This is a genomic window from Paenibacillus sp. N3.4 (assembly GCF_008017805.1).
GTDB lineage: Bacteria > Bacillota > Bacilli > Paenibacillales > NBRC-103111 > Paenibacillus_E.
On record NZ_VRTT01000092.1, the window covers coordinates 1 to 22075 of the forward strand.

Sequence of the window (22075 nt, forward strand, 5' to 3'; positions counted from 1 at the left end):
GACGGATGGATTGAAATGCGGTACCCAACCCGCGCATATCAGACTGTTAACCACCGTCAACGTCTTTGCCTTCGTGCCAAGATTTCAAGGTAACAACCACTGTCTCCATTAATGGTTAAAAATGGATTTTTTTCCTGACAAAAATAAAAAAACATTTAATTATTAGAAGAGGTATTGACCGCCTCGTTCATATCAGTTTAATGAGCTTATAATTTCGATTGTATCTTTTAGTGTTATGGACTTAGAAGAATACTGTCCCAACTTATTTATAACCTTCAGTTTAATTCTAATTCGACTTTCAAAATTTTCATCCAGATAAACATGTTCCTGAATATTTCAAAAGTCGGTTTATAGTTTGATTTTTCTATTCTGAGTAACTGTAAGATAAATCTACTGATAATTCGATACTTTCGTTTCGAATTATCAGTATCCAAAAATATAATTAAATCAGCATTATTAAAACTTTGGAACACCCATTCGTTATAATGAGCACCCTCTATAATCCAAGTATTTGAATGAATAATTGTACTCAACAGTTGATCTCTTTCTTCATCAGTTCTTTTAATGTCTCTCGGTTTATGTCTCTTCCAAACAACATTATCCAATTCGTAATGTGGAATACTCAGTTTATTTGATAGATCTCTGGCTAATGTTGCTTTACCGCTCCCAACGGAACCTATAATATGTATTTTTCTCGGGGCAAATTTGTCCAATTCAACCATTCAACCTACCCTCCACTTAGATTTTTAATAATGTATTCTTCCAACTTTCCCCAAAACCTCTATTAGAATTAACCTACCCGTTAACAGGCCGCCGAGTTTATCACCGGCAGCCTGCTAGATCTTGTTATGAAGCTATCGCTCCTCGTTTGTTCAATGATGAGTGCCTACCTTTCGGCTCTAATCCACTGGCTATCTTTTGTTTCCCTCCATGCAACCCAGCCAAGCGGCAGATCAGAAAGTTTCACCAAGCTCGGGTCAATACTGATTATTTGCTTTAACGACAGTATACGAGCATCTTCTTCACTTACTTCCCCACCATCGAGAAATTGCCACATTCCATCGTCCTCATCATGTGTTACGCATAAAACAGGGCTTTCTTGCTTCATGATTTTATCTGTGGTTATGACAGCTACATTTTCCGGATCATCAAATGGCCAAATTTGTACCATCTTCAACTCACCTATTTTCTTTGAACTAAAGTTTCCGAGGGAGGTTAACGTTCACTATGCTGACTTATAGCTTATCAAATTCCACTCCGTATTTATTGAAGATGGCCTTGTATTCATTTTCGAATATGGTCCATCGCTTTTCTGTTCCGTACTTTCCTGCAAAGCCTTCAAATAATGTTTAGCCGCAGCTACATCATTGGATTGTAATAACAAATGAAAGCTCTCTTCACCCAGATGTAAAAATGGACCTGAAGTGTAATAATCAACAAGGGATCTGGCACTGGTCATAGTATCATAGAAATGAATAACCTCTTCTAATCCACTTAGCAGCGTTTTTCTTAAATCATCCATATTCGTATCAGGAGTGATTGAAAATCGATCTGGAACAGACTCAACAATTTGCTCAATTCTTGCTCTGAAGTGACACTCCGCTTCTTGGGGTGCTGTCAGAATCTCTCTCGATTGTATCTGTGCCAATTCCGCTGCATAAATACCGCAGTTCACATAAAACATTACATTGTCCGCTGAATTGCCAGAGGATTTTTGGAAATTGAACATGTAGATGAGGCTTTTTGTTATCTTATTGAAATTCAAACTCTTCTTTGCGAAGCCACGCTTGGAAAGGAACGGCTTTACGTCCTGCTTAATCATATCGTTAAAGAGCTGCTGCAACATGATCCCTCCTAGAAGATTACTATAGATTATTTGTTTCAATTACATATTTGTTAAGACTTTCGAAGATATTTTCTTTTATTGCTACTTCTAAATACATACTAGCTCGCATTCCTTAAGAATATATGTTTTGTCCATATTATAACAATTATCCGGTAGTTTTCTCGCTATCCTGCCCGTTCAACGAAGTCTATTATTTCATTGGTAGCTTTTAATATTGAACTATTGCTATCCGTTCGTAATTCATTGGTTCCTTAAAAAGGGCTATTTATTCTTGGTGTCAAAATGGATGATTATAGGATATTATTGAAATGATTACAATGGTCAGAAGAGGAGGGAGAATGATGATAAAACTGACGTCTGTTGTATTGATCATGATGGTTCTTAGCGGTTGCTTGCACAGGGTTTCCTCAACTAAAATTGATCCATCATCTCCAGTAGTTTCTCAATCCGCCCAATACTTTACCTCTGATCCGCAACCAACGTCGAAACCATTGACAACTGTGCCACCCATTTCGTATCTTAATGAAAATCAATACCTAGATCCGATGCAGCGTCATTTGATTACGACTATTAACCAAAATGCAAAAGCAATTAATGACCGAAAAAAAGATGCATTTTATAAGAGTTTTGCAGATTTTGCAGTCAAAGATCCTACACAAGTGAATGGTATTTATGAATTTATGGTGAACCATGAAAATGAATATATCATAAAGATAGATTCTCCGCGGTTCACCCCCAATTCTAATTGGACCGATGAGTTTAGTGTAACAGTTTCTAGAACCCTCTTTTTAAATGATTCTAACACCATCAAACCTGATGGGGATTCAACCTATTACTTCAAGCAGATCAATCAGGAATGGCAACTATTCGCAATCGATTAATGAAACATAATCCCTGTTAATTCAATGAAAAAAGGAGCTGCATCGCGGCATGCTCCTCCACTTTCGTTCTCCGATATTATAAAGACCGCTTTTTTACATTGACTCAACTCAAAGTTCATAAATATTTTTGTCACGGACCTGTGCCCAAGCCTCCAATTTTCCATCCGTTCGCATATTTCTTCATATAGGCATAACGAGTTTCATGTCCATCAGGGTTGTTAAACGCATCATTTTTCCAATGAATCTTAAGGGATACCTCAATAACTACTTCCGTTAAGTTGGTAATTGATTGAAGTTCCTCTCGGCTTTCGTGATCAATAAGTTTAAACGCGATTGGGGTAGCACTAACAATATTTGTTACGAGAGAATTATTTTCTCCAAATCCGGGGTTGTATAGCTGATCTGAGCCTAGGTTTACTGTCAACATTTCCAGCATTCGCTGTCGATCCAAGCACGCGTTAGCTCTATAGGTGTTCATATTGTCGATGGCATTGAAGAAAGCGGTCAACACTTCGGTAGGTGACATCTCTGTCAGTTCGTTGTTAGAACTATCAGTTATAAATATCCCTTCCCGGTCACTCCACTGTTCAAACGAAAGTCCAGTGATGTCGTCTAAATAACGTTTATTTACGGAAGGACCTATCTGAGTGTTGAAGGATAACCATGCTCCAACAACCTTTTCGGATTTTACCAACAAATTAACATTGGTTGGATAGTGAAACTCACTTTTCTGATCTCTATCGGCTAGACCATCTCTTAATGCATACTGCCATACCTCCACGGGGGAGCCTTTTTGTGGAATTAAACTCAAACCCACGTCTTCAGAAAATACGTTTGCCAATCTCCAATATAAACCAACCGGATAGTCGCCAGTCTTCACAGTCCAATCTAAGGGTACATTTACTGTGAATTTCTTTGGTCCAAACTGTACATCTAAATTTTTTAATTTTAAAAATTGATCAGGAGTAAGATCAGAGAGCAATGTTTTACTCACTGGCAGACTTTCTTCTGAAATATTTATTTTATTTTCATTAACTGCTTTGGAACTTGAACTCACTTGGTTAATATTTGGTTCATCACAACTTAATAAAAGACCTATAAAAATAACAACCAATAAGCTCGTTATTAATATCTTCTTCAATGAGCACCTCCTGTTAATTACTACCAGTAAATTAGACGTTCACAATTCGCGAAAGTTCCAATATTTAACAAATTCACTTTCATAGATGTTCCACTCTACTGCCCAAGCTTAACTGTAAGTCCAGATTTCAGCTATATTTTAACCGAACTAACCTTATTTCTTATCATCCGTCGGGAATGAGATAATGTTCTTGTCACCCGACACATTCTGAAGCTTTCGTCCCTACGTTAACCAATTTGAAATATGGGCATATAGTGAGCTATCTGAATGAATAGAGGAATGTGTACATGAAACATTATGAAAATGAATGGACAACCGCTTATTATCGGCCTGCTTACGAAATACAGCCATATCCCGCTAATCCTTGGCCTTATTACTCTGCACCTTTGGCATATAGAAACGAAGAAGATTATCGGGAAAAGCAGCAGCCTCTTACCTTTGTTCTTATCCACGGTTCATGGGCAGATACTAGTTTCTGGAACGGAATAGCTGCTGAATTGCATAAAAAAGGCCATACCGTTTATGTACCCGAGTATCCGGGACACGGTGCTGACCCTAATAAAAATGTGACACATGGCATGATTACCAAATCTATCGCTGACTTCATCACTTCCAAAAATTTAAAAAATGTCATTCTCGTCGGACATAGTTTTGGCGGGACCTTAGTCCAAAAAGTTGCTGAACTTATACCCAATCGTCTCAAACGTTTAGTTTTCTTGGATGCTTTTGTTCTGAAGGATGGTCAAAATCTGGGTGACGAATTTCCAGCTCCTTTTCGCGATTCTCTTGTACAGATCTTGCAAAATTCAAGAGATCAAACCATTATGCTTCCATTTTCCCTATACAGAGAAGCATTTGCTAATTTAGCAAGCTTCGAATTGGCTCAGCAAATGTACAATAAAATATCTCCAGAGCCTTCAAAACCATTATTTGAAAAGTTGGATCTCAAAAAATTTTATTCCTTAAACATTCCAAAGAGTTATGTCTATCTCACGGAAGATAACGCGTTGCCACAAGGTGAAGGTTTTGGCTGGCATCCGCACATGTCCAGCCGCTTAGGTCTGTTCCGACTTATTAAAGGGCATGGGGATCATATGTCTACCGCAAAAACGGAACCTAAAATGTTAGCTCAAAAAATTTATGATGCCAGTAGAGATTGATTCATTGTAATGATCATTTGGAAACCTAGGCTATTAAAATGTGGCTTCGCCCTATTGTTTAGTTGCGTGTTCGATTGGATTCAACTTCTCTTATGACCTCGAGCATCATTGACCTAGCCTGATTAAAAAATGTGAGGTCAGCATTAAGGGCCGAGTAGTGTGTTAAATCCCAAGTTTCTAGAAATCGATATTTGGGAAACCAATCGTAGAAACTCTTTTCCAACCATTTTTTCATATTAAATCGTTCCAAAGCATCCTCTAATTGACTTTGTAGTCCTCCTGAAGCAAGCCCTGAGATAAACATGAGGTACGTATTTAAATCTGCAGTTATGATCTCATGCGGGGCATTTTTTTTGAATTCAAGTGCAAAATCCCTCTGCAAGTTCCTCAGGTCTTCGTATCCATTTAATTTCCTCAATTAACGCCTCTATACTTGTTATAGAACTTCCCCCTTTAGCTAGGGCTTCAGCCAACAAAACTCTACTTATAACGCTTACTTAGTCGCCTGTAATACAGCCAAGTTCTTATTGAATATGAACCAAAATTTATGATTAATAGTACAAACAAAATGATTTTTATTATTTGCATTTTATCCATATTATGATTGGACATCCAGTGAATATTTGCCCCTAAGAATAAAATATATATAATGACTAATGGAAGAAACATACAAGAATAGGTGATGGCTATACGTCTAGCATGTTTTAATTGATGTGATTTATCACTGTAGATTTGTGGTCGTTCCTCGCCCATTGAATATTCACGGCTCCATAGGGTCCATTTTTGAATAGATGAGGTGGAAATAAAAACACTCTTCCAGCCGGCATCACTGTGAATGTCGAAGTAGCCTTCATCTGCGATATTTTGATAATCCGCGCAATAACTTACTTTACGAGGACTTCCCATTGTAAAGTAAAAAACAGTTCCTGTTTTACCAACACGATAAAGATTAAGCCCGTGTTCTTCCATTGCTTCGATCCACTTTTCAAGCTTATCCGGAGCATACATCCATCCAAACTTTCTCTTAACAATTAGTTGACCTGAACGTCTTAACTGCTTCTCTTCATCCTTGCTTAGCCTTCTTTCAACTTGGCCCCTCCCCTGCAGTTCCTTTCGTTGTATGTTTTCTCCAATCAATTTCTTGCTTGTTTTTTTAATTTTTAAAACAGAATAAAGTGAAAGTACCCATAGGGCAATTCCAATGCCTATTGAAAAGTATGTAATAATCCAAAGAGGACTTTCGACAAAATGACCAGGTACATCTTGGAAAAATATTACCAAACCGAGGATAAGATTAAATACAGCAATGCCCGTTAAATAGATTAAAACACTCGCGAAAATGTACATTATTGTTTTATTATGTTTGATAATACCTTCGCGTACAGGGAAGGTTTTTATTTGTTCAAGAGATTTTTCATTCGCCGTTACATACCAGTTGCCACTCTGCAAAGCCTTCACCCATCCATCATCTAATAAAACTTTAGATAGCGAATTGGTTTGAATTTTATCGAACCCGATCCTGTAAGTTCCTTTTATCGACTGGCCTTGCTGAAAGAAAAAATACCGTGTTCCTCGATTTATTTTCACTAATTCATGACCCTTATCTGCCATAGATGCGAGCCACTTTTCGGTTTTCTGCACATCGTAGCTCCATAATGGCCTAAATACTTTTGTGATCATAAAAACCCTCCCTCGTATTTTAGTGCATTCTGGTACAGCTCTTTAAGTCTATTGATCTCAGCAGTGATTAATTTATGTCCACTCTCAGTCATTTCGTATACCGTTTTTCTTTCCTCATCGGCAAATACTGTTATAATCCCGTCTTTTTGCATCTTTGTTAAAGTTCCGTATACGGTGCCTGAACCTAATCGAATTCGTGAATTAGAAATTTCTTCTACGTGTTTAACAATTCCATATCCATGACGCGGTTCAGCTAAGGATAGGAGAATATAAAACGCCGTTTCAGTCATGGGCACATACTTTTTCAGCACTTTTTCAGTATCCAGAATGTACACCTCCCTTATCTTTGTACGGTAATAACTATGTCACAAGCAAATATGTTGTGTTACGACTACATCACGACGTGACATAATGTTTCAACAATAAAATACAAAAAGCAGTGAGATACCCATGTATGGAATCCACCGCTTTATATTGTTTTTATATTTCCATAGAGGTCACCTAAGATGATGAAACCAGATTTGCGCCGTGACCAAATTAAATACGAAAGTCATTCGGGAAATTTATGATGACGTGCTGCGCGGCTAGCCCATTCTATTCGAGAAGGGAGAGTTTCCGCATCGCTTATCATAGGGAATACCCGTTCCTATTCGCAGTAGAAGAGCTAATGCAACATACTTCGCTTCTAGGTTGGGAGCATGCGGTACCCCAGCTATATCTTCCCCGTTACTTTTATACCTCTCCCCAATACACTTCAGTCTCATAGTCAAAAAGTACATGTCCCTCTTGTTGATGCCGCTCGAATAGATTGTGAAGCTCCATCATCATCGGCTCGTAATTCGGATGACCGGATACAGGTATATAGGAAGAAGACATCAATCTCCCCTTTAATCCTTCAAAGTCGAAAACCTGCCTCATAGCGAATCGATCTACTTGCATGCTGCCTGCCTTAAAGAAAGAGGTCAGTGCTGTTTGAGAAATATTTTTATGGGTAACTTTCTCGTAGTCGCTTCCGAATTGAACAAGCAGTTGATTATACTCTTCTCGAAATAGGTTGCCATGTGATAGACGCGTGTTCCAGATCAAAGCCACCTTCCCGCCTGGTTTTAAAATCCGATGGAATTCGGCTTGTGCGGCAGTGCGGTCAAACCAGTGGAACGCTTGAGCACAAACGATAAAGTCAACCGACTGATCAGGTAGTCCTGTCGCTTCAGCAGATCCCGACACCGCATGAAAGTTGGGTTCCCCACTTAACATTTGCTCCGCGGCTTCCCGCATGGCTTGGTTCGGCTCGACGGCGATAACTTGGCTCCCTCTCTCTAGTAACAGCTTTGAAAAAATACCCGTTCCAGCACCGACGTCCGCTATTTCACTTTTCAACTGCAGACCAACGCTATCATACAAATAATCAATTGCCTCTTTGGGGTAACTTGGGCGGAATTTTACATAAGTATCAACACGATTTGAAAAGCGTTCTTTATTGTTCATATTAAACCTTCTCTCTTTTCGTTTTTTTAAATTTAGTATTGTAAATATGAGTTTATTGTATATCACTTATTGACATGAATAAAGACGCCCAATAAAGAGCGTCCCCAAAATCTATCCTTTTATCTCTAGACCAACAGCTGTGAACCTTAATCTGCCGTTGAAGCCACCGTCCCTCTCTTGCTTCTCATAGATAAAACGAAACATAAAAAGAGTACAAGAGCAGCCGATACATAAGGATAATTAATGTTGATATCAAAAAGAAAACCTGCAGCAATAGGTCCAGCAATATTGCCCAGACTGGTGTAAGCCGAGTTCAGACCCGCGATATATCCTTGCTGTTCTTGAGCAATCTTGGACATCTGCGTCCCAATGGCTGGACGTAAGATGTCAATGGACAGAAAGACGATGAAGGTGACCGCCAGTATCATCCAGTAACTGCTCACAAAGAGAGTTAATAAGACAAACAAGGCTGCAATAACTAAGCAAAGAGAAATGACTTTCTTTTCTCCAAACCGATTCAATAACCATCCAAATATCGTGACTTGCACAACAGCGCCAGCTATGGAACCGAAAGTGATGATGAATGCGATGTCTTTTGGTGTAAACCCGTATTTATGGTTAACAAAAAGTCCGAAAATGGTCTCATAGTTGGCTAAGCCAAAAGATAGCACAAATACAATCAATAAACTCATAAAGTAAGAAGCACGAAATGATTGTATGAGTTGCCTCCAAAGTGATTGCTTCTCAGCTTGTACAGATTTGGAGGTTGTACGCTGATTGGCTGGTAGTGACTCTGGTAACAGAAATAGCGTAATCACTGTAGCAACAACGCCTGCTGCCGCGGCTGCATAAAATGGCACGCGTATGCCATACTCAGCTATAAATCCTCCGATGCCTGGTCCGAAAATAAATCCCGTCGTTATGGCCGCATTGATATATCCCATACCACGGGCTCTCTCTTCATTAGTCGTAACATCCGCTGTGTAAGCCATGATGGAAGGCATAATCAGCGCTGCGCCAATTCCTCCTAGCATTCTTGAAGCAAAAAGAAGATATGGTGTGCTAACGAAGCCAAAAAGCCACTCAGAAAGAGCAAAAATAATCATACCTAAAACAATGTTATTCTTTCGTCCGAATGAATCAGATAATCTTCCAGCCCAAGGCGACAACAAAAGCTGTGTGAGCGAAAAAGCAGCAAATAACAGTCCAACAACACTTCCGTTTATATGGAGCTCTGACATGTAGTTCGGCATTATGGGTACAACGAGACCGATTCCTGTAAAAACCAGAAATATATTAAGGATGAGAATGAGTATGGCTCCCCTATTTCTTAACAATAATGACATAAAAAATCCTCCAAATTCTTACTCACCTTGTATTCTCCACAGATACAAAGTTAATCATTCTGCTTAAGCGTATTTCCGGAATTAATACTGAACGTTCGTTTTGTAAAAGTGCTGGATGATCGCAGCGTTCTAAATAAACTGCGGTCAATAAGATGATATGCATGAAATCAGCCAGGCTGTTTCGCAATGCCATGCAAGAGTACTTTTACCGCTAAATGGTATAGGGCGAGAGCGCCTTCGCGGTTTGACTTTCGAGACAGCTGGCTCAGACCGATAATTAAGCTTTCTAGAATAAGGGCAAGATTTTCAACATTTTCCTGCTTGAATTCGCCGTTATCGATTCCTTGTTGAATCAGTTTTTGATTGAATGTAAGATGTCTGGCTACCATCTCAGTAATTCTTTCTTCAACCTCGCTAGTCTTCTCTTCATTATTAAAAAACTCATCTGCTGCTTTGGTGAGTGGATGGCTCAAATCATCTGTCACGAGCTGCTCGGCAATCCCGTATAATTTATCGATCGTAGTCGTGTAAAGAGATTCTTTTTCTTGCCATTTCATTTCCCACTCATGGTCCCACTCTTCAATTAAATAGAGAAACAGACCTTCCTTGCTTTTGAAATGATAATAAATGTTTCCCTTACTGCTGCCAGTAGCTTCAACAATATCTTCAATGGAAGTTGCTTTGTATCCTTTCTTTGCAAATAGAGCCCTAGCTGCGTCAGCAACTCGCTTTTTGGTCTGCTCGCTTTGCACATGCTTTTTGTTCACTCGCGTCCACTCCCATTTATCCAAATAATACTGAACGTTCATTTTGTATCTTATCAAAAAATAGCAGAGAAACGCAAGTCTCTGCCACTTTATTAGGTTGAATTCTCATAACCAATCTCCGAATGCTCTCTCTTGAGTCTACAGCGACGATACAACCTTGCGTGCACGTGAAGAAGCAATTGTTTTTAATAAATGGTACAGGTTCCCTATGAGCAATCCTATGAATAAATATGTCAATCCGCCAAAAACGCCATATACGATAGATCCTACGACCGCGCTAAGGATGCCAAAAATGACTTGATCCTTATATTTCGCTGGAGAAGTTGGTGGATCTGTAAGCATAAAAAAAGCAAAGAAAAGTGAAGCATTGATAAATGGCGAGCGAAGTGCATCACCGGCATTTCCATAATGAACTAGCCCCATTATACATAATAAGGAAAAATACATGCCAAGAAATGAAAAAACTTGAGGAAATTTGTTTACTCGATTCGTTATCATGTATCCGCCAATCAAGAGAAACACGACTGTCCATCCAGGAAGATCTCCAAATGCCCCCCACCAGCTCTGTCCTGTTTGAAAGAATAAGATCGACAAGAGCAGTCCGAGAGCTGCTGGGTTAAAGACTGGTTTTTTCTTATAGACAAGTAAATGCTTGGACAAAATAGCCATAATCGATGTTGCAGCAACCATATACCATGAAGTAGCTGTGCTTAAGATCAAAGCAATGATTAACCCTGTAACCACTGCACCATCCGGAAATACTGGCTTTCTTTTGGAAAAGCGAGAACATAAAATATCAGTTGCTATTGAAACTCCGACGGCCACGACGACATTATAAACGCCCTTGATGTCAAATGACCAAATCGCTGATAGAAGTAGAAAGGCAAGCATGGCATTAATGACATATCCTTTTGGCTTCTTCGCCCAATGGTTGGCTGTCATTTTAAATCCCCCCTACCCTACATATTTGTAAATCAGAAGTAATAAGGATTCCTTTGAGATCCGCTTGTTCCAATAAGGCCTTTGCTCCTTCTGGACCCAATAAGAATGAAGCCGTTGAGAAAACATCCGCCATCATAGCGAAAGGGGCAATGATGCTGCAACTGATCCATTCATTGGGTGAACGTTTGCTTTTGGGCTCGATGATATGATGCACACCGGCTTGAACTGAGCTTATACGCTCGTAACTTCCCGATGTGCAGACAGCCTCATTTGAAATTTCAATCATTTGAATGATTTGTTCTTTGTCCGTAGGATGCTGAATACCGACTCTCCACTTCTTGCCGTTTTCATCTACGCCTCCTGCAAAAAGGTCACCACCAGCGTTGACAACAAACCCATCGAATCCTGCCAGCTCGTAAGAAGCTAAATCAATGGCAAATCCTTTAGCCACAGCACCTAAATCAATAACTATCTTCTTTCGCAAATACAACGTGCGATCCGTTTCATTTAGAAGGATATCCCGATAGGTAGCGGAATCAGCTGAGAGGGTTTGAATCGTTTCCCCAGTTAAATAATGTTGATTAAATCCATGATCTTCCATGACTTTTCCCACTGTTGGATCAAAGATCCCATGGGTCCATTTCGCCATTTCCAGAGCAAATTTCAGTGGTTCATATAAAAAAGGACTAATCTGAACAGGAGTTTTGATCAATCGGCATGCTTCCATCAATTCACTGTCCGGGCTGAATCGACTGCAGGCCTGCTCAACTTTCCGAAACGCCTCAAAAGCTCGATCAATGGCTGATTCCGTCTCATCCTTTGTTCGTCGTGTAGCAACTTGTATATCCACAACCGTATCCATAAATAACTTCTTTTTATTGATTATTCTGCTAGTCATGAATTTCGCGCCTGAGAAAGAGCATCTAATACAGCATCTTTAAATGATTGTGTACTATAGGTTGCTCCGGATACATTCTGTACTTGCGCACTTTGTTTTTGTAACACTTCTTGAGGTAACAGAGCTACGTCTCTTTCTGAATAATGCATGGCAAAATGGCTAATTTCAACATCGGTAATTTTATCGTTCTTTATGCTTACTGCCACTTGAATCGATCCACGCCGATTACTTCCTTCTCCATAGAAAGTCCCATTTTTATATTGGCTTTTGGATGGGCTGTTTGCTGCCTGAATTTGTATTTGGCTGACAGGTTGAGACTGCTGCTGCAATGTTGCTTGTGTCTCTGTTGAGAAATAGCCAGAGGCATATATCGCTCCAATGGCTGTTGAACAAAGTGCGACCCACTTTTTATTCATTTTTGCCAAGTAGATCCCTCCAATGTAAAATCGGTTACAACACCTAATATACAGCATATAAGTGAAAACAAAATGAAATCCGGTTACGCTTCAAAAACAATCTCAAAAAGGCTTCCATTCCCTTCTTCACTAGTTACATGAATGGATGCTCGATGGCCTTTTAGAATGTCCGCGGCGATCGAAAGTCCCAGACCAGCTCCGCCAAGCTCACGAGACCGTGCTTTATCTACTCGATAAAACCTTTCAAAGATGCGCGAAAGCTCATCATTCGGTATCCCTATGCCAGTATCTGTAATCCGAAGTCTCATTTTCGAATTGTGATCACGTCCATAATGGATCGTAATTAGTCCTCCGGCGGGCGTATACTTAATCGCGTTGTCCAAAAATATATAAAGCAACTGCCGTATTTGGTCTGCATTTGCTTGAATGATTGACGAACTTGCATCGATAGATGATGATTCCATCTGGACGTTGATTCCTTTTTTTTGCGCCAAGGGCTGCATGGCGTTAACCGCTTGTAACGTTATTTGACCAATATCCACGGGCTCCATTTTGAAAAATCGTTGTTTCGAATCACTGCGAGCCAGAGTTAGTAAAGACTCAACAAGACGAATCATTCGTTTGACTTCATCCTGTAGACCGTCCAATACGTGCTGTTCAAACTCAGGTAATGCTTCTTTGCAATCTTCCAATAGTTCAACAGATGAATGAATAACACTGAGCGGTGTTCTTAACTCATGGGAGGCATTGGTTGTGAACTCTACTTGCTGGTGATAGGATTTTTTAATAGGCACCATGGCTTTTCCAGCAAAGAAGTAAGCGAGTCCACTGGCGATGGATAATAATAGGATCGTAAAAAGAAACAGCAGAAGCTTAATTTTCTTTAACAAATCAATATCACCAGTTATATTAACAGCCATCCAATAATCCCCACCGAAGTTGGTTAACTTACTTGAACTAACTAAGAAAACCTCTCGTTTTCCTTCATTGTTAACTTCAAAACGATATCCTTGCTCTCCTTTATCCTCCTTGCTCTGAGCCCATTGCAAAAGTTGATTGGACATAGCTGTATATGAAGAAGGAGATGTGTACATCTTCCCATCCGGAGTAACCAATGCGATTAACTCGTCAGATAGCAAAAAGACCCATTCCATGGGTTTTGTTTCATGATCCGTTTCCTTATCCTTTCGTTGCTTCTTCAGCTCTTCCAGACGGTGCTCCCATTGATGATTCATTTTATCCTTGAGATTACCCAATTTCTCGAATTCACTGTTTTGCAATGTTTGCTGAAGAATGAGATAGTACGTGACTGTAATAAGAATAATAACGACTGCAAGGATACTCCCGAATAATAGCGTTAATTGCTTTCTTGTTCTTTCAAACACGTTTCTCCTCCTTCCACGATCAAACGATAGCCGAGTCCACGAACGTTTTGAATGATTTTATCAGGAAAAGGATCATCCATTTTTTTGCGAAGCAATTTAATTGTGGCATCGACGGCGTTTAGGGTTATTTCCGCATCAAATCCCCATACTCGATCTAACAGCTGCTCCCTGCTCAATATTTGTCTTGGATGGTTTGACATTAGGGCTAACAATTGAAACTCGCGACGTGAAAGCACGATAGGAACTCCGTTCCTAACCACTTCATACGTGGTGTGATTAATGACAAGGGTGTCACCGAATGATTTCGTATCCCCTTCCCAATTCGTCTCTTTCCTACGGTATAAAGCATTCAAACGCGCGATCAGTTCTTCGAATGCAAAAGGTTTTACCAGATAATCATCTGCTCCCGCATTCAAACCTTGCACTCTGTCAATTACTGCATCACGCGCAGTAAGCATGAGTATAGGTGTCTGATTCTTCTTCATTCGTATCTCCTTGCATAATTCAATCCCTGTTTTGTGTGGAATCATCCAATCTAATATATAAATGTCAAATGAGGACCTCTCCATAAATGCCAGAGCTGTATCTGCCTCCTGTGCCCATTCGACTTGGAACAACTGTTTTTTTAATTTATATTGAATTAATTCACCAAGTTTTATGTCATCCTCTACCAGTAAAATGTTCATACTTGACCTCCTAGCGTAATAAAAATGCAAGCCTTCTGGATTAATCCGCAAGCCTGCATGTGCCTATATGTAAGCGTGTATCAAAAATAAAACAGCAAATGCCAGTCCAAATCGCAAATGCCACTTTCGGTCCAGCCTCTTATATCTCAATAAGCCTGAAACGGGTACTGGCAGCAAAACGATAAGAGCAAGCAGCCCACTGATGTTGTGGAAATCAAATTTAAAACCATACATAAAAACGGCAACAGCATGAATTAAAATAAAAGCAATCGCGAGAATGGCAACAGGCGTGTGCCAGTTTTTTACGAATCGAAATAGAGCAGCTATCCACTTCTTTAATAGCGGGTTCAAATATCCCCAAACGCGCTGTTTGATAAAAAATGCAAGCACATAATTAGCTAATACAAAGAACAAAGCAAGGCGTGCATTCGATCCATAGTCCTTATACGTATGTTCGAAACTACGACTGTGCAGGGTTGATGATGGCAGCTGATACATGCTCCAAAGCTGCCATAGCACTAGAATCACAGATACAGCTATTGCACCAAATACCCAAATTCGTTCTTTCTGAGGGATCCATGTTTGTTTCGCTACTTTTTCTTCTTGTGTTGACATATTAAGACCCCCTCGTAATGATAGGTATAATATACCCTACGTTTATGAAATTTAAATGAAAATAACTTATCATTTGAAGCATTTGTAACCAAATTAGGCATTTGCACATACGTTAATTCTAGCAATTACCTAAAAATAGTTGGAGGTGCAGTGTATGTATTGGGCAAATCCAAATTGGAGTAGACCCATGTTTCAGCCCGTCTGGTCCGTATCTTACCAGCAAGCGCTTCATTTAATGAAAGAAGCCGTCCAAGGAGAAACAAATGACGAGTTGTTTTACGATGAACTCATCAAACTTGCCCCGAACGCCGAGCAAGCGTCCATCATTACTTCAATTCGTGATGATGAACGTGGTCATAATCATATGTTCCGCGGTATTTTTAGGGAGCTTACAGGACAGGAAATCACAGGTGTAAGCAACGAACAATATCAACGAGTCGATTCCTATGTCAATGGACTGAAGAAGGCTCTTCAAGGTGAATTATCAGCAGTTGAAAAATATCGTAAACTTTGGTTTAGTCTACCTGCAGGTATTTATAAGGATACTGTATACGGGATAATTTTAGATGAGTTGAAACATGCAAGCAAGTACAATTATTTAATTACATTGAATCTAACTTGAATGTTATCACAAGATTGCACTGGCTGAGACAACCAAAAAAAGCCCTCAAATTTTTGAGAACTTTTTTCGAGTCATGTATGAAATTACTTCATCCAACTGGGTGCCCACCAATTCCATTTTCCAAGTATTTTCATTAATGAAGGAACCAAAACCAATCGTATGATCGTTGCGTCAATAAAAATCGCAGCTGCGATGCCCACTCCGAGTTGCTTAACCCCAACCACTTCGCCAAATGCAAACGGCACAGTAACAGCAATCAGGATTGCAGCAGCCGAATTAATAACCTTACTTATGGACGATAATCCCATCAACACTGCTCTGTTATTATCATGGGTCTGCTGATATTCCTCGTAAATGCGCGAAATCAGAAACACCCCGTAGTCCATACTGATCCCAAAAGCAAGTCCAAAAATAAAAACCGGAATCATGATGGCAATCTTATTCGGTTCCATTCCGAAGTGACCCTCTTCAAATATCCAGGCTAATACGCCGAAGGAAGCCCCTAGGCTTAGCAGATTCATAAGAATCGTTTTTAATGGCATAAGGATAGATCGAAAAGCGATGAACAAGACCACATAGTTTGAAACCAAAATAAATAGGAGTACAAACTTGATATTCGTAAATATGTCATCAAAGATTTCCTGCTGATACTTCGCTTCGCCTCCTAACAGAAAATGTACAGCGTTGGCCTGTCCCTCTTTTTCCCAAGCTCTGAGCCAATCTCTTACTACGCTTGAAGCAGGCTCCCCTTTTAAAGTAACTCGGATCAGCATCTTATTTTCATGAACAAATGATTGTATGATTGGTTCATATTTTGCTTGTAAGGCCGGCTTTTGCAATAAGTTAACCAATTGTTCAGGTGCCATTTGCAATCTTGAATAAACGGAATCTACCTTTTCTACGTTCGGATCCACCTCTAGTTTTTGGATAAGCGAATAGGTGTTTAACCAGTCGTCTTTTATCAGGTTAGTTGATTGTCCTTCGGCGACGATATACACCTCGGAACTCGTACGAGAAAGGAAATGAGATTCGTAGGCCTCGAAAGCCATGCGAGATGGAAAGCTTTGCGGCAAGGATGCTGCATCCGGTATGGCTAATTTCATGTTATTTAGAGGCAGTAAACAACAGATTAATAACACGGAGCCCAACAAGCTCATTCGAACGGGTCTTTTCATGACAAAGAGTGCCCAGGTGTGCCAGATAGGAACGTTCCTAACCTTGGATAACGGTTTACTTTCTGCTTGAATAGCTGGCCATAACATATATAAAAGTGTTGGAACTAAAGTTAACGTTATCAAAACCGATACCACTAATACTGTCATAGCTCCTAAAGCAATCGTAGAAAACATGGGAAGTGGAATAAATAATATGCCCATCAGGCCCAAGAAAACGCTAGTCGCAGAAAATAAGACAGCTTTACCGGCTGTCCTCATGGTTGTTAGGATAGCTAGTCCCGCTGGCCCTCGCTGCAGTTCCTCTCGAAACCGGCTGACCAGCATTAAAGCAAAGTCAATACTGAGAGCTAATCCGACCATCGGGATCACGTTCAGCACAAAATTAGACAACTCCACCCTGGTCCCAATCCCATACATCATTCCCATTGTACCGGTGACCCCAATCACACCAACCAAAACAGGAATCAGTGCTGAAGTGATTCCCCCAAAAGCTAACCAAAGGATAAAAAAAGCCACGGGAATGCCGATTCGTTCTGCTTGTTTCAAATCACTTTGACTCGCACGATTCACATCTTCTTGGACGACAGATTTGCCTGTCATTTTTACCGAAATATCCTTATTGTTCACTAACCGTCTTTGGATCTCATTCAATATCGGTTTCATCTCATATGGACTTTGTGTAAAAGCAAGCAGCGCATAGCCAAAATCACCTTGAACCATCCCTTCCCTGTCCAGGGGAGATATGATTTGACTTAGACCTTCGATTCCATGCAGTTGAAACAAATTTTGCTGAATGAATTGTTGAAATTGCTTAGGCGTAATCCATTCTTTTTTCTCAAAAACAAGAATAATTGGATTCTCGGGAATATGGAAATCCGAAGATAGGATATGCTCGACTTTCACATAAGCTCCATCTGATATCAGGCCATGATCCTGCAGCACCGTTGGCAGCTTTGGTGCGTAAATTCCGAAAAAAATGAAAAATAAAGTCCAAAACAGCAAAATTGTTTTTGGGTATCTAAGGGACATGCTGGCCAGTTTTTGAAAATCCATGACATGCGCCTCTATTCATCGAATGGATGTTTATGATCTCATTTCTTTTAATCGGGTCGCTTTAACTAAACCATAGGCCATTCTCGGTGTTACATGTGCTGCAACTAATAGCGCTCGCGGTAAAATGGGTACCCCTAGCGACCATTGAAGAAAACGACCCCATTGCAACGGACGCTTAAATTCTCGTTTAATAGACTGAGAATATTCCTGCTGCCACCTGTCAAGTGAGATTTCACCACCTAAATAACGGGAGGCCAGCGGGGCACAAATCAATGCGGAACGGAGTGCCATGGACATCCCATCCCCGCAAAGCGGCGGTATCATCATGGAGGCGTCTCCTACATATGGAATTCTATCCCAAGTAAGCGGCTTACGCTCTAGGTTTACTGGGGCGACTGCTGACTGAGTGCCAAGGACAGGTAAAGCGTTCGCCATTCTCTGATGCAGCTTCGGATTTTTACGGCTCGCTGCCTCGATTAACCCTAAAATCGATTTCTCCGTATGTTTAAACGTTTCCTGTTTCAGCAGTGCTGCTGCATTCACACGACCGCCTTCAATGGGGGAAATACCCAAATATCCCCCATCAAAAAAATACAACTCCACAACCTGCTCCATCTCAATCCCCGTATAATGAGATTTCACACCCATATACGTATTCGTTGCTTTAGAGTCAGGAGATTGTCCTAGCAGCCCTGAACGACCATTTGCTCCCCAGGCTGCAATAACAGCCCGAACTTGGTAGCCCTTTCTTTCCCCACCCTGCTTCGCCTCTATCGTATAGCCACTGTCGCAAGGATACACGGACGTTACTGTGGTTGAGGTCTGCACATTCACGCCTGCTTTTTGGGCTGCAAGATGGAGTGCGGAATCCAGGGAATACCGGCTTACCCCTAAAGCCATACCAGGAAGAGGAATTTCAAGACAGGTCCCGAAATTGAAAATTAACTGTGTCCGGTTAATGATAGACGGCTGTAAAGCTTCCACAATCCCGCCTAGTCCAAGGTCGTTCAACATATTCTGGGATTCAGGGGAAAGAAATTCTCCACATACTTTATGCCTGGGGAACTGCTTGCGGTCGATTAAAACAGTGTCCCAGCCTTGATCCGCTAGAGACTTAGCTAAACAGCTTCCAGCGATTCCCGCCCCCAGAACCGCTACATCATGGCTGTGATTCATCCCAGTCATCTCCGAAGATTCGATTTATTCCTTACTTTTCCAAATGACAACGACATACCGAAACAAAGGCCTCCAGGTAAAAAACATCTGTGATTTGCGCAAGGAATGCTTGAGATTGTTCCAATCTTCCGAACGAAATCCTTTTGCCACAGACAGCGGTCCATCGTGCCAAATATACCGGTTTTTGGATACGATCCGAGCAGTCAGCCAAACGGCTGCCCACGGAATCCAATGCCGATGAATATCATTAATAACAACCCCTAACCGAGACGCTTTAAGCATGCTATTTACAACTAGAGGAAGCTCATTCGTCGTAAAATGATGGACAAACTGCGTCGCCGTAACCACATCTGCGCAATCTTCGGAAAGCTGAAATAAATCGCTCCGCATCACATGAATCCTTGGTTCATGACGAAAAAGCAACCTAGCCTCTTCGCAGGCTTCTTCTGTCATGTCGACAAGTGTGATTGTAAGATCAATTTGAGTTTCGTCTGCCCAACGAAGGAGGTGTCGATTTACGTCTCCGGAGCCTGATCCGATATCCAAAATAGCCAACCGTTTGGGTTTATCCGCTTCTATCCATAATCGTTTTATTCCGAATATGGTAGGTGCAGCAGCGCCAAAAATCCAATTAAGCCTACGAAGATGTTGGAGGGCTTCTCGAAGCTCCGCTCCCCCGGTCGAAAAATCATCCATTAACTCTGTTTTAATTGCTCGCTGCTTGAACCCCTTAAACATGAAGTTCATCGACCTGCTTTTCATGCATCGTGACGGAAGGAAGATAAGTGATTTGGATCAACTCGCAGGAAAGACCAGGGCCAAATGCCAGAGCAATCCCATTCGTTGGTCCGGCTTCGCGTTCAGAAAGCTGCTTTCTTGTTTCATCAAGCACGAATAATATCGTCGCAGAGGACATATTGCCATAATTGCGCAGCACAGTGCGGCTTGGTCGGGTTTGCTCATCTGAAAGGTCGAAAATCTCTTCCAGCGTATCTATAATGCCCTTGCCCCCTGGATGTATGGCCCATATGTTGGGTTTTTGATCTCCTTTTATCAGCTGCTCTATTTGTTCTGGGATAAATTTGCCTATAAGCTTCGGAATATTCGTTGAGAGAAAAAGATCAAAACCGTAATTCCCTACCTCCCATACCATCTCTTCGGCTGAATCCGGTAAGAGAATAGAATGATCAGAACCTAATTGAAACATGCCAATATGAGGAGAATTCGTGGAGCCAACGATACATGCTGAAGCACCATCACCGAAAAATGATGCACCAAATAAGGCCTCACGGTCACCAGAGGGTTGAATATGAAGCGTACATAATTCCACGCAAACAATTAATATTTTGGCCGCGGAACTGCTAGATGCTAGTTGTCTTGCCAGACAAACGGCTTTTAATCCAGCAGCGCATCCTAAAAAGTTAAGTGGAATTCGATTGACTGTAGCAGCTAGTCCCAACTGTTGGACCAATACAGTATCCAAGCCTGGTAAGAATTGTCCTGTGCAGCTCACCGTAATCAGATGCGTAATGTCAGATGCAGACACCTGTCCATCTAGGAGAGCTTTTCTCGCAGCATTTAGCACTAATGGAACAGACTCTTTCTTATAGGTATCCATACGATCAGCTGTCGATGGAACTAATCGATCCGGTGATTGTGAAAAATAGCGGCAATTGTCAGAGGATTCAAGGAGGTTAGGTTCACAGGTGTATCGGGTTTCCACCCCGCACTGCTTAAAAATTCGCTTAGCCCATCGCGCAGAGTCTGGATAGTCACTTAATACTTGAGTTAATCTGTGTGAGGTATCAGCCTGATCCAGAAGAAAATCCGGCACGGCAGTGCCTATTCCTAGAATCGCAATGATGGGATTGTCTTGTTTCATTTGCATTACTCATCTCCTTGCGAAAATACGATAGTGGTTGGACTGGACATCCTTTTTTCTTTACATATATCTATTCGTATTTCTATGTCATTATGATAGAAACCGAAAAGTCATAGACCAAATAGATGAAATAGGGTTGCCAAACCGAATAGCCTTGCAAGTTATATCAAGGCTACTACAACATGGAAATTGGAATTAGTACTTTTTTGGAGACTACACCTGACACGGTGACAGGAGAAGTCATTACTCATGCTGAACGAATACGTAATGCCGTTGAAGAAATCGTCTTGGCCGATCAGGTCGGTCTGGATGTCTATGGCATTGGGGAACACCATCGTGCCGAGCCGAAATTATGGCTGGTCGGGGTTCGTTCATTGAATCCTTTCCGCTTTTTGGTTATAGTCTGGATGATTATGATGAATTATTCGAAGAAAATTTGGAACTGCTGCTCGCCATCATTGGCGGAACGCCAGAGAGTTTTGCTTAGTGATTGCACTACATATATTTACAAGTTAAGAGCCTCTACGCTAGTATGATTTATATTACAGGTTGCTTACATCTTTCAACGAATCCTACTAAAATACAAAAAAACGAAGTGCGTCAGTAATGAGCACTTCGTTTTTGATTTAAGAATGAAAGTCTTGTCCGGAACGAACTTCCTTGACATAACCGGCGCGAATAACAAAATCACCGAAATGCTCGTTTTCATGACGTTCCTTCGCATATCGCGTAACCATCGGTTGCAACGACTCCAGAATCTCCGCTTCCCCAATGTTTTCCTTATAAAGCTTATTAAGTCTGTTTCCAGAATGACCGCCACCCAAATACATATTGTATTTGCCTGGAGCTTTACCAATGAAGGCTATTTCCGCCAACATTGGACGTGCGCATCCATTCGGACAACCCGTCATGCGAA

23 protein-coding genes and 3 pseudogenes are annotated in these 22075 nt (G+C 40.9%); 5 read left to right on the forward strand and 21 right to left on the reverse strand.

Annotation, left to right across the window (positions count from 1 at the left end; genetic code table 11):
• Positions 1-275: 275 nt before the first annotated feature.
• From FU659_RS30180 to FU659_RS30190, 3 genes are all read right to left on the reverse strand, one after another.
• Positions 276-722 (reverse strand): P-loop NTPase family protein, encoded by a 447-nt coding sequence (locus FU659_RS30180; protein WP_261808146.1) that lies wholly within the window; start codon positions 720-722, stop codon positions 276-278.
• A 164-nt stretch (positions 723-886) separates the two neighbouring features.
• On the reverse strand, positions 887-1171 hold the full coding sequence (locus FU659_RS30185; protein ID WP_147950967.1) for a hypothetical protein: 285 nt from the start codon (positions 1169-1171) through the stop codon (positions 887-889).
• A gap of 54 nt (positions 1172-1225) precedes the next feature.
• Entirely contained in the window at positions 1226-1846 is a 621-nt protein-coding gene (locus FU659_RS30190) for a DUF4304 domain-containing protein (protein ID WP_261808147.1), read from the reverse strand.
• A 338-nt stretch (positions 1847-2184) separates the two neighbouring features.
• Between FU659_RS30190 and FU659_RS30195 the strand changes: the two genes are divergently transcribed.
• Positions 2185-2727, forward strand: a complete 543-nt coding sequence (locus FU659_RS30195) for a hypothetical protein (protein WP_147950968.1) — start codon at positions 2185-2187, stop codon at positions 2725-2727.
• 130 nt (positions 2728-2857) lie between these two features.
• Here FU659_RS30195 and FU659_RS30200 read toward each other — a convergent pair whose 3' ends face one another.
• Positions 2858-3868 carry a DUF4830 domain-containing protein gene (locus FU659_RS30200; protein WP_187274503.1) on the reverse strand — a complete coding sequence of 337 codons (1011 nt, stop codon included), beginning with the start codon at positions 3866-3868 and terminating at the stop codon, positions 2858-2860.
• Positions 3869-4155: 287 nt separating this feature from the next.
• Between FU659_RS30200 and FU659_RS30205 the strand changes: the two genes are divergently transcribed.
• On the forward strand, positions 4156-5028 hold the full coding sequence (locus FU659_RS30205) for an alpha/beta fold hydrolase (RefSeq protein ID WP_147950970.1): 873 nt from the start codon (positions 4156-4158) through the stop codon (positions 5026-5028).
• 58 nt (positions 5029-5086) lie between these two features.
• Here FU659_RS30205 and FU659_RS39090 read toward each other — a convergent pair whose 3' ends face one another.
• From FU659_RS39090 to FU659_RS30220, 3 genes are all read right to left on the reverse strand, one after another.
• A complete protein-coding gene (locus FU659_RS39090; RefSeq protein ID WP_147950971.1) occupies positions 5087-5446 on the reverse strand; it encodes a YxiJ family protein in 360 nt (119 codons plus the stop codon).
• A gap of 62 nt (positions 5447-5508) precedes the next feature.
• Complete coding sequence (locus FU659_RS30215; RefSeq protein ID WP_147950972.1) at positions 5509-6708, reverse strand: DUF2812 domain-containing protein; 1200 nt, start codon at positions 6706-6708, stop codon at positions 5509-5511.
• Positions 6705-7034 (reverse strand): PadR family transcriptional regulator, encoded by a 330-nt coding sequence (locus tag FU659_RS30220; RefSeq protein ID WP_147950985.1) that lies wholly within the window; start codon positions 7032-7034, stop codon positions 6705-6707. Before FU659_RS30220 ends, FU659_RS30215 begins: the two co-directional genes overlap by 4 nt.
• Positions 7035-7242: 208 nt before the next feature.
• Between FU659_RS30220 and FU659_RS39095 the strand changes: the two are divergent.
• A pseudogene (locus tag FU659_RS39095) lies at positions 7243-7364 on the forward strand (Tn3 family transposase); the annotation flags it as partial.
• A gap of 76 nt (positions 7365-7440) precedes the next feature.
• Here the strand turns inward: FU659_RS39095 and FU659_RS30230 are convergent.
• The 9 genes from FU659_RS30230 to FU659_RS30270 all read right to left on the reverse strand — a co-directional run bounded on the left by FU659_RS30230 (position 7441) and on the right by FU659_RS30270 (position 15251).
• Positions 7441-8196 carry a class I SAM-dependent methyltransferase gene (locus tag FU659_RS30230; RefSeq protein WP_147950973.1) on the reverse strand — a complete coding sequence of 252 codons (756 nt, stop codon included), beginning with the start codon at positions 8194-8196 and terminating at the stop codon, positions 7441-7443.
• Between the two features lie 146 nt (positions 8197-8342).
• Positions 8343-9542 carry an MFS transporter gene (locus tag FU659_RS30235; RefSeq protein WP_147950974.1) on the reverse strand — a complete coding sequence of 400 codons (1200 nt, stop codon included), beginning with the start codon at positions 9540-9542 and terminating at the stop codon, positions 8343-8345.
• A 167-nt stretch (positions 9543-9709) separates the two neighbouring features.
• Complete coding sequence (locus FU659_RS30240) at positions 9710-10309, reverse strand: TetR/AcrR family transcriptional regulator (protein WP_147950975.1); 600 nt, start codon at positions 10307-10309, stop codon at positions 9710-9712.
• A 138-nt stretch (positions 10310-10447) separates the two neighbouring features.
• Positions 10448-11251, reverse strand: coding sequence for an RnfABCDGE type electron transport complex subunit D (locus FU659_RS30245; RefSeq protein ID WP_147950976.1), 804 nt, complete (start codon positions 11249-11251; stop codon positions 10448-10450).
• A 1-nt stretch (position 11252) separates the two neighbouring features.
• Positions 11253-12149: an FAD:protein FMN transferase gene (locus tag FU659_RS30250; protein ID WP_261808148.1), complete on the reverse strand. Its 897-nt coding sequence runs from the start codon at positions 12147-12149 to the stop codon at positions 11253-11255.
• Entirely contained in the window at positions 12146-12565 is a 420-nt protein-coding gene (locus FU659_RS30255) for an FMN-binding protein (RefSeq protein WP_261808149.1), read from the reverse strand. Before FU659_RS30255 ends, FU659_RS30250 begins: the two co-directional genes overlap by 4 nt.
• 83 nt (positions 12566-12648) lie before the next feature.
• Complete coding sequence (locus tag FU659_RS30260; RefSeq protein WP_147950978.1) at positions 12649-13950, reverse strand: sensor histidine kinase; 1302 nt, start codon at positions 13948-13950, stop codon at positions 12649-12651.
• Entirely contained in the window at positions 13923-14636 is a 714-nt protein-coding gene (locus tag FU659_RS30265; protein WP_147950979.1) for a response regulator transcription factor, read from the reverse strand. Before FU659_RS30265 ends, FU659_RS30260 begins: the two co-directional genes overlap by 28 nt.
• A 63-nt stretch (positions 14637-14699) precedes the next feature.
• The gene (locus FU659_RS30270; RefSeq protein ID WP_147950980.1) at positions 14700-15251 is read right to left on the reverse strand and encodes a hypothetical protein; all 552 of its coding nucleotides are present in this window, start codon (positions 15249-15251) and stop codon (positions 14700-14702) included.
• 154 nt (positions 15252-15405) lie between these two features.
• Between FU659_RS30270 and FU659_RS30275 the strand changes: the two genes are divergently transcribed.
• The gene (locus FU659_RS30275) at positions 15406-15873 is read left to right on the forward strand and encodes a ferritin family protein (protein ID WP_147950981.1); all 468 of its coding nucleotides are present in this window, start codon (positions 15406-15408) and stop codon (positions 15871-15873) included.
• 83 nt (positions 15874-15956) lie between these two features.
• On the opposite strand, the gene FU659_RS30280 is transcribed toward FU659_RS30275, so the two are convergent.
• The 4 genes from FU659_RS30280 to FU659_RS30295 are packed head-to-tail and all read right to left on the reverse strand — an operon-like array spanning position 15957 to position 21159.
• Positions 15957-18101 carry an MMPL family transporter gene (locus FU659_RS30280; RefSeq protein ID WP_147950982.1) on the reverse strand — a complete coding sequence of 715 codons (2145 nt, stop codon included), beginning with the start codon at positions 18099-18101 and terminating at the stop codon, positions 15957-15959.
• A 30-nt stretch (positions 18102-18131) separates the two neighbouring features.
• Complete coding sequence (locus FU659_RS30285; protein WP_147950983.1) at positions 18132-19277, reverse strand: NAD(P)/FAD-dependent oxidoreductase; 1146 nt, start codon at positions 19275-19277, stop codon at positions 18132-18134.
• 24 nt (positions 19278-19301) lie between these two features.
• Positions 19302-20015, reverse strand: coding sequence for a methyltransferase domain-containing protein (locus FU659_RS30290; RefSeq protein WP_147950984.1), 714 nt, complete (start codon positions 20013-20015; stop codon positions 19302-19304).
• Positions 20008-21159, reverse strand: a complete 1152-nt coding sequence (locus tag FU659_RS30295) for a type III polyketide synthase (RefSeq protein ID WP_147950987.1) — start codon at positions 21157-21159, stop codon at positions 20008-20010. The genes FU659_RS30290 and FU659_RS30295 overlap by 8 nt, the downstream gene beginning before the upstream one ends.
• Before the next feature lie 182 nt (positions 21160-21341).
• On the opposite strand from FU659_RS30295, the pseudogene FU659_RS30300 reads away from it, so the two are divergent.
• Positions 21342-21616 (forward strand): annotated as a pseudogene (locus FU659_RS30300) (LLM class flavin-dependent oxidoreductase); the annotation flags it as partial.
• Between the two features lie 169 nt (positions 21617-21785).
• Here FU659_RS30300 and FU659_RS30305 read toward each other — a convergent pair.
• Positions 21786-22075: pseudogene (locus tag FU659_RS30305) on the reverse strand (sulfite reductase); the annotation flags it as partial.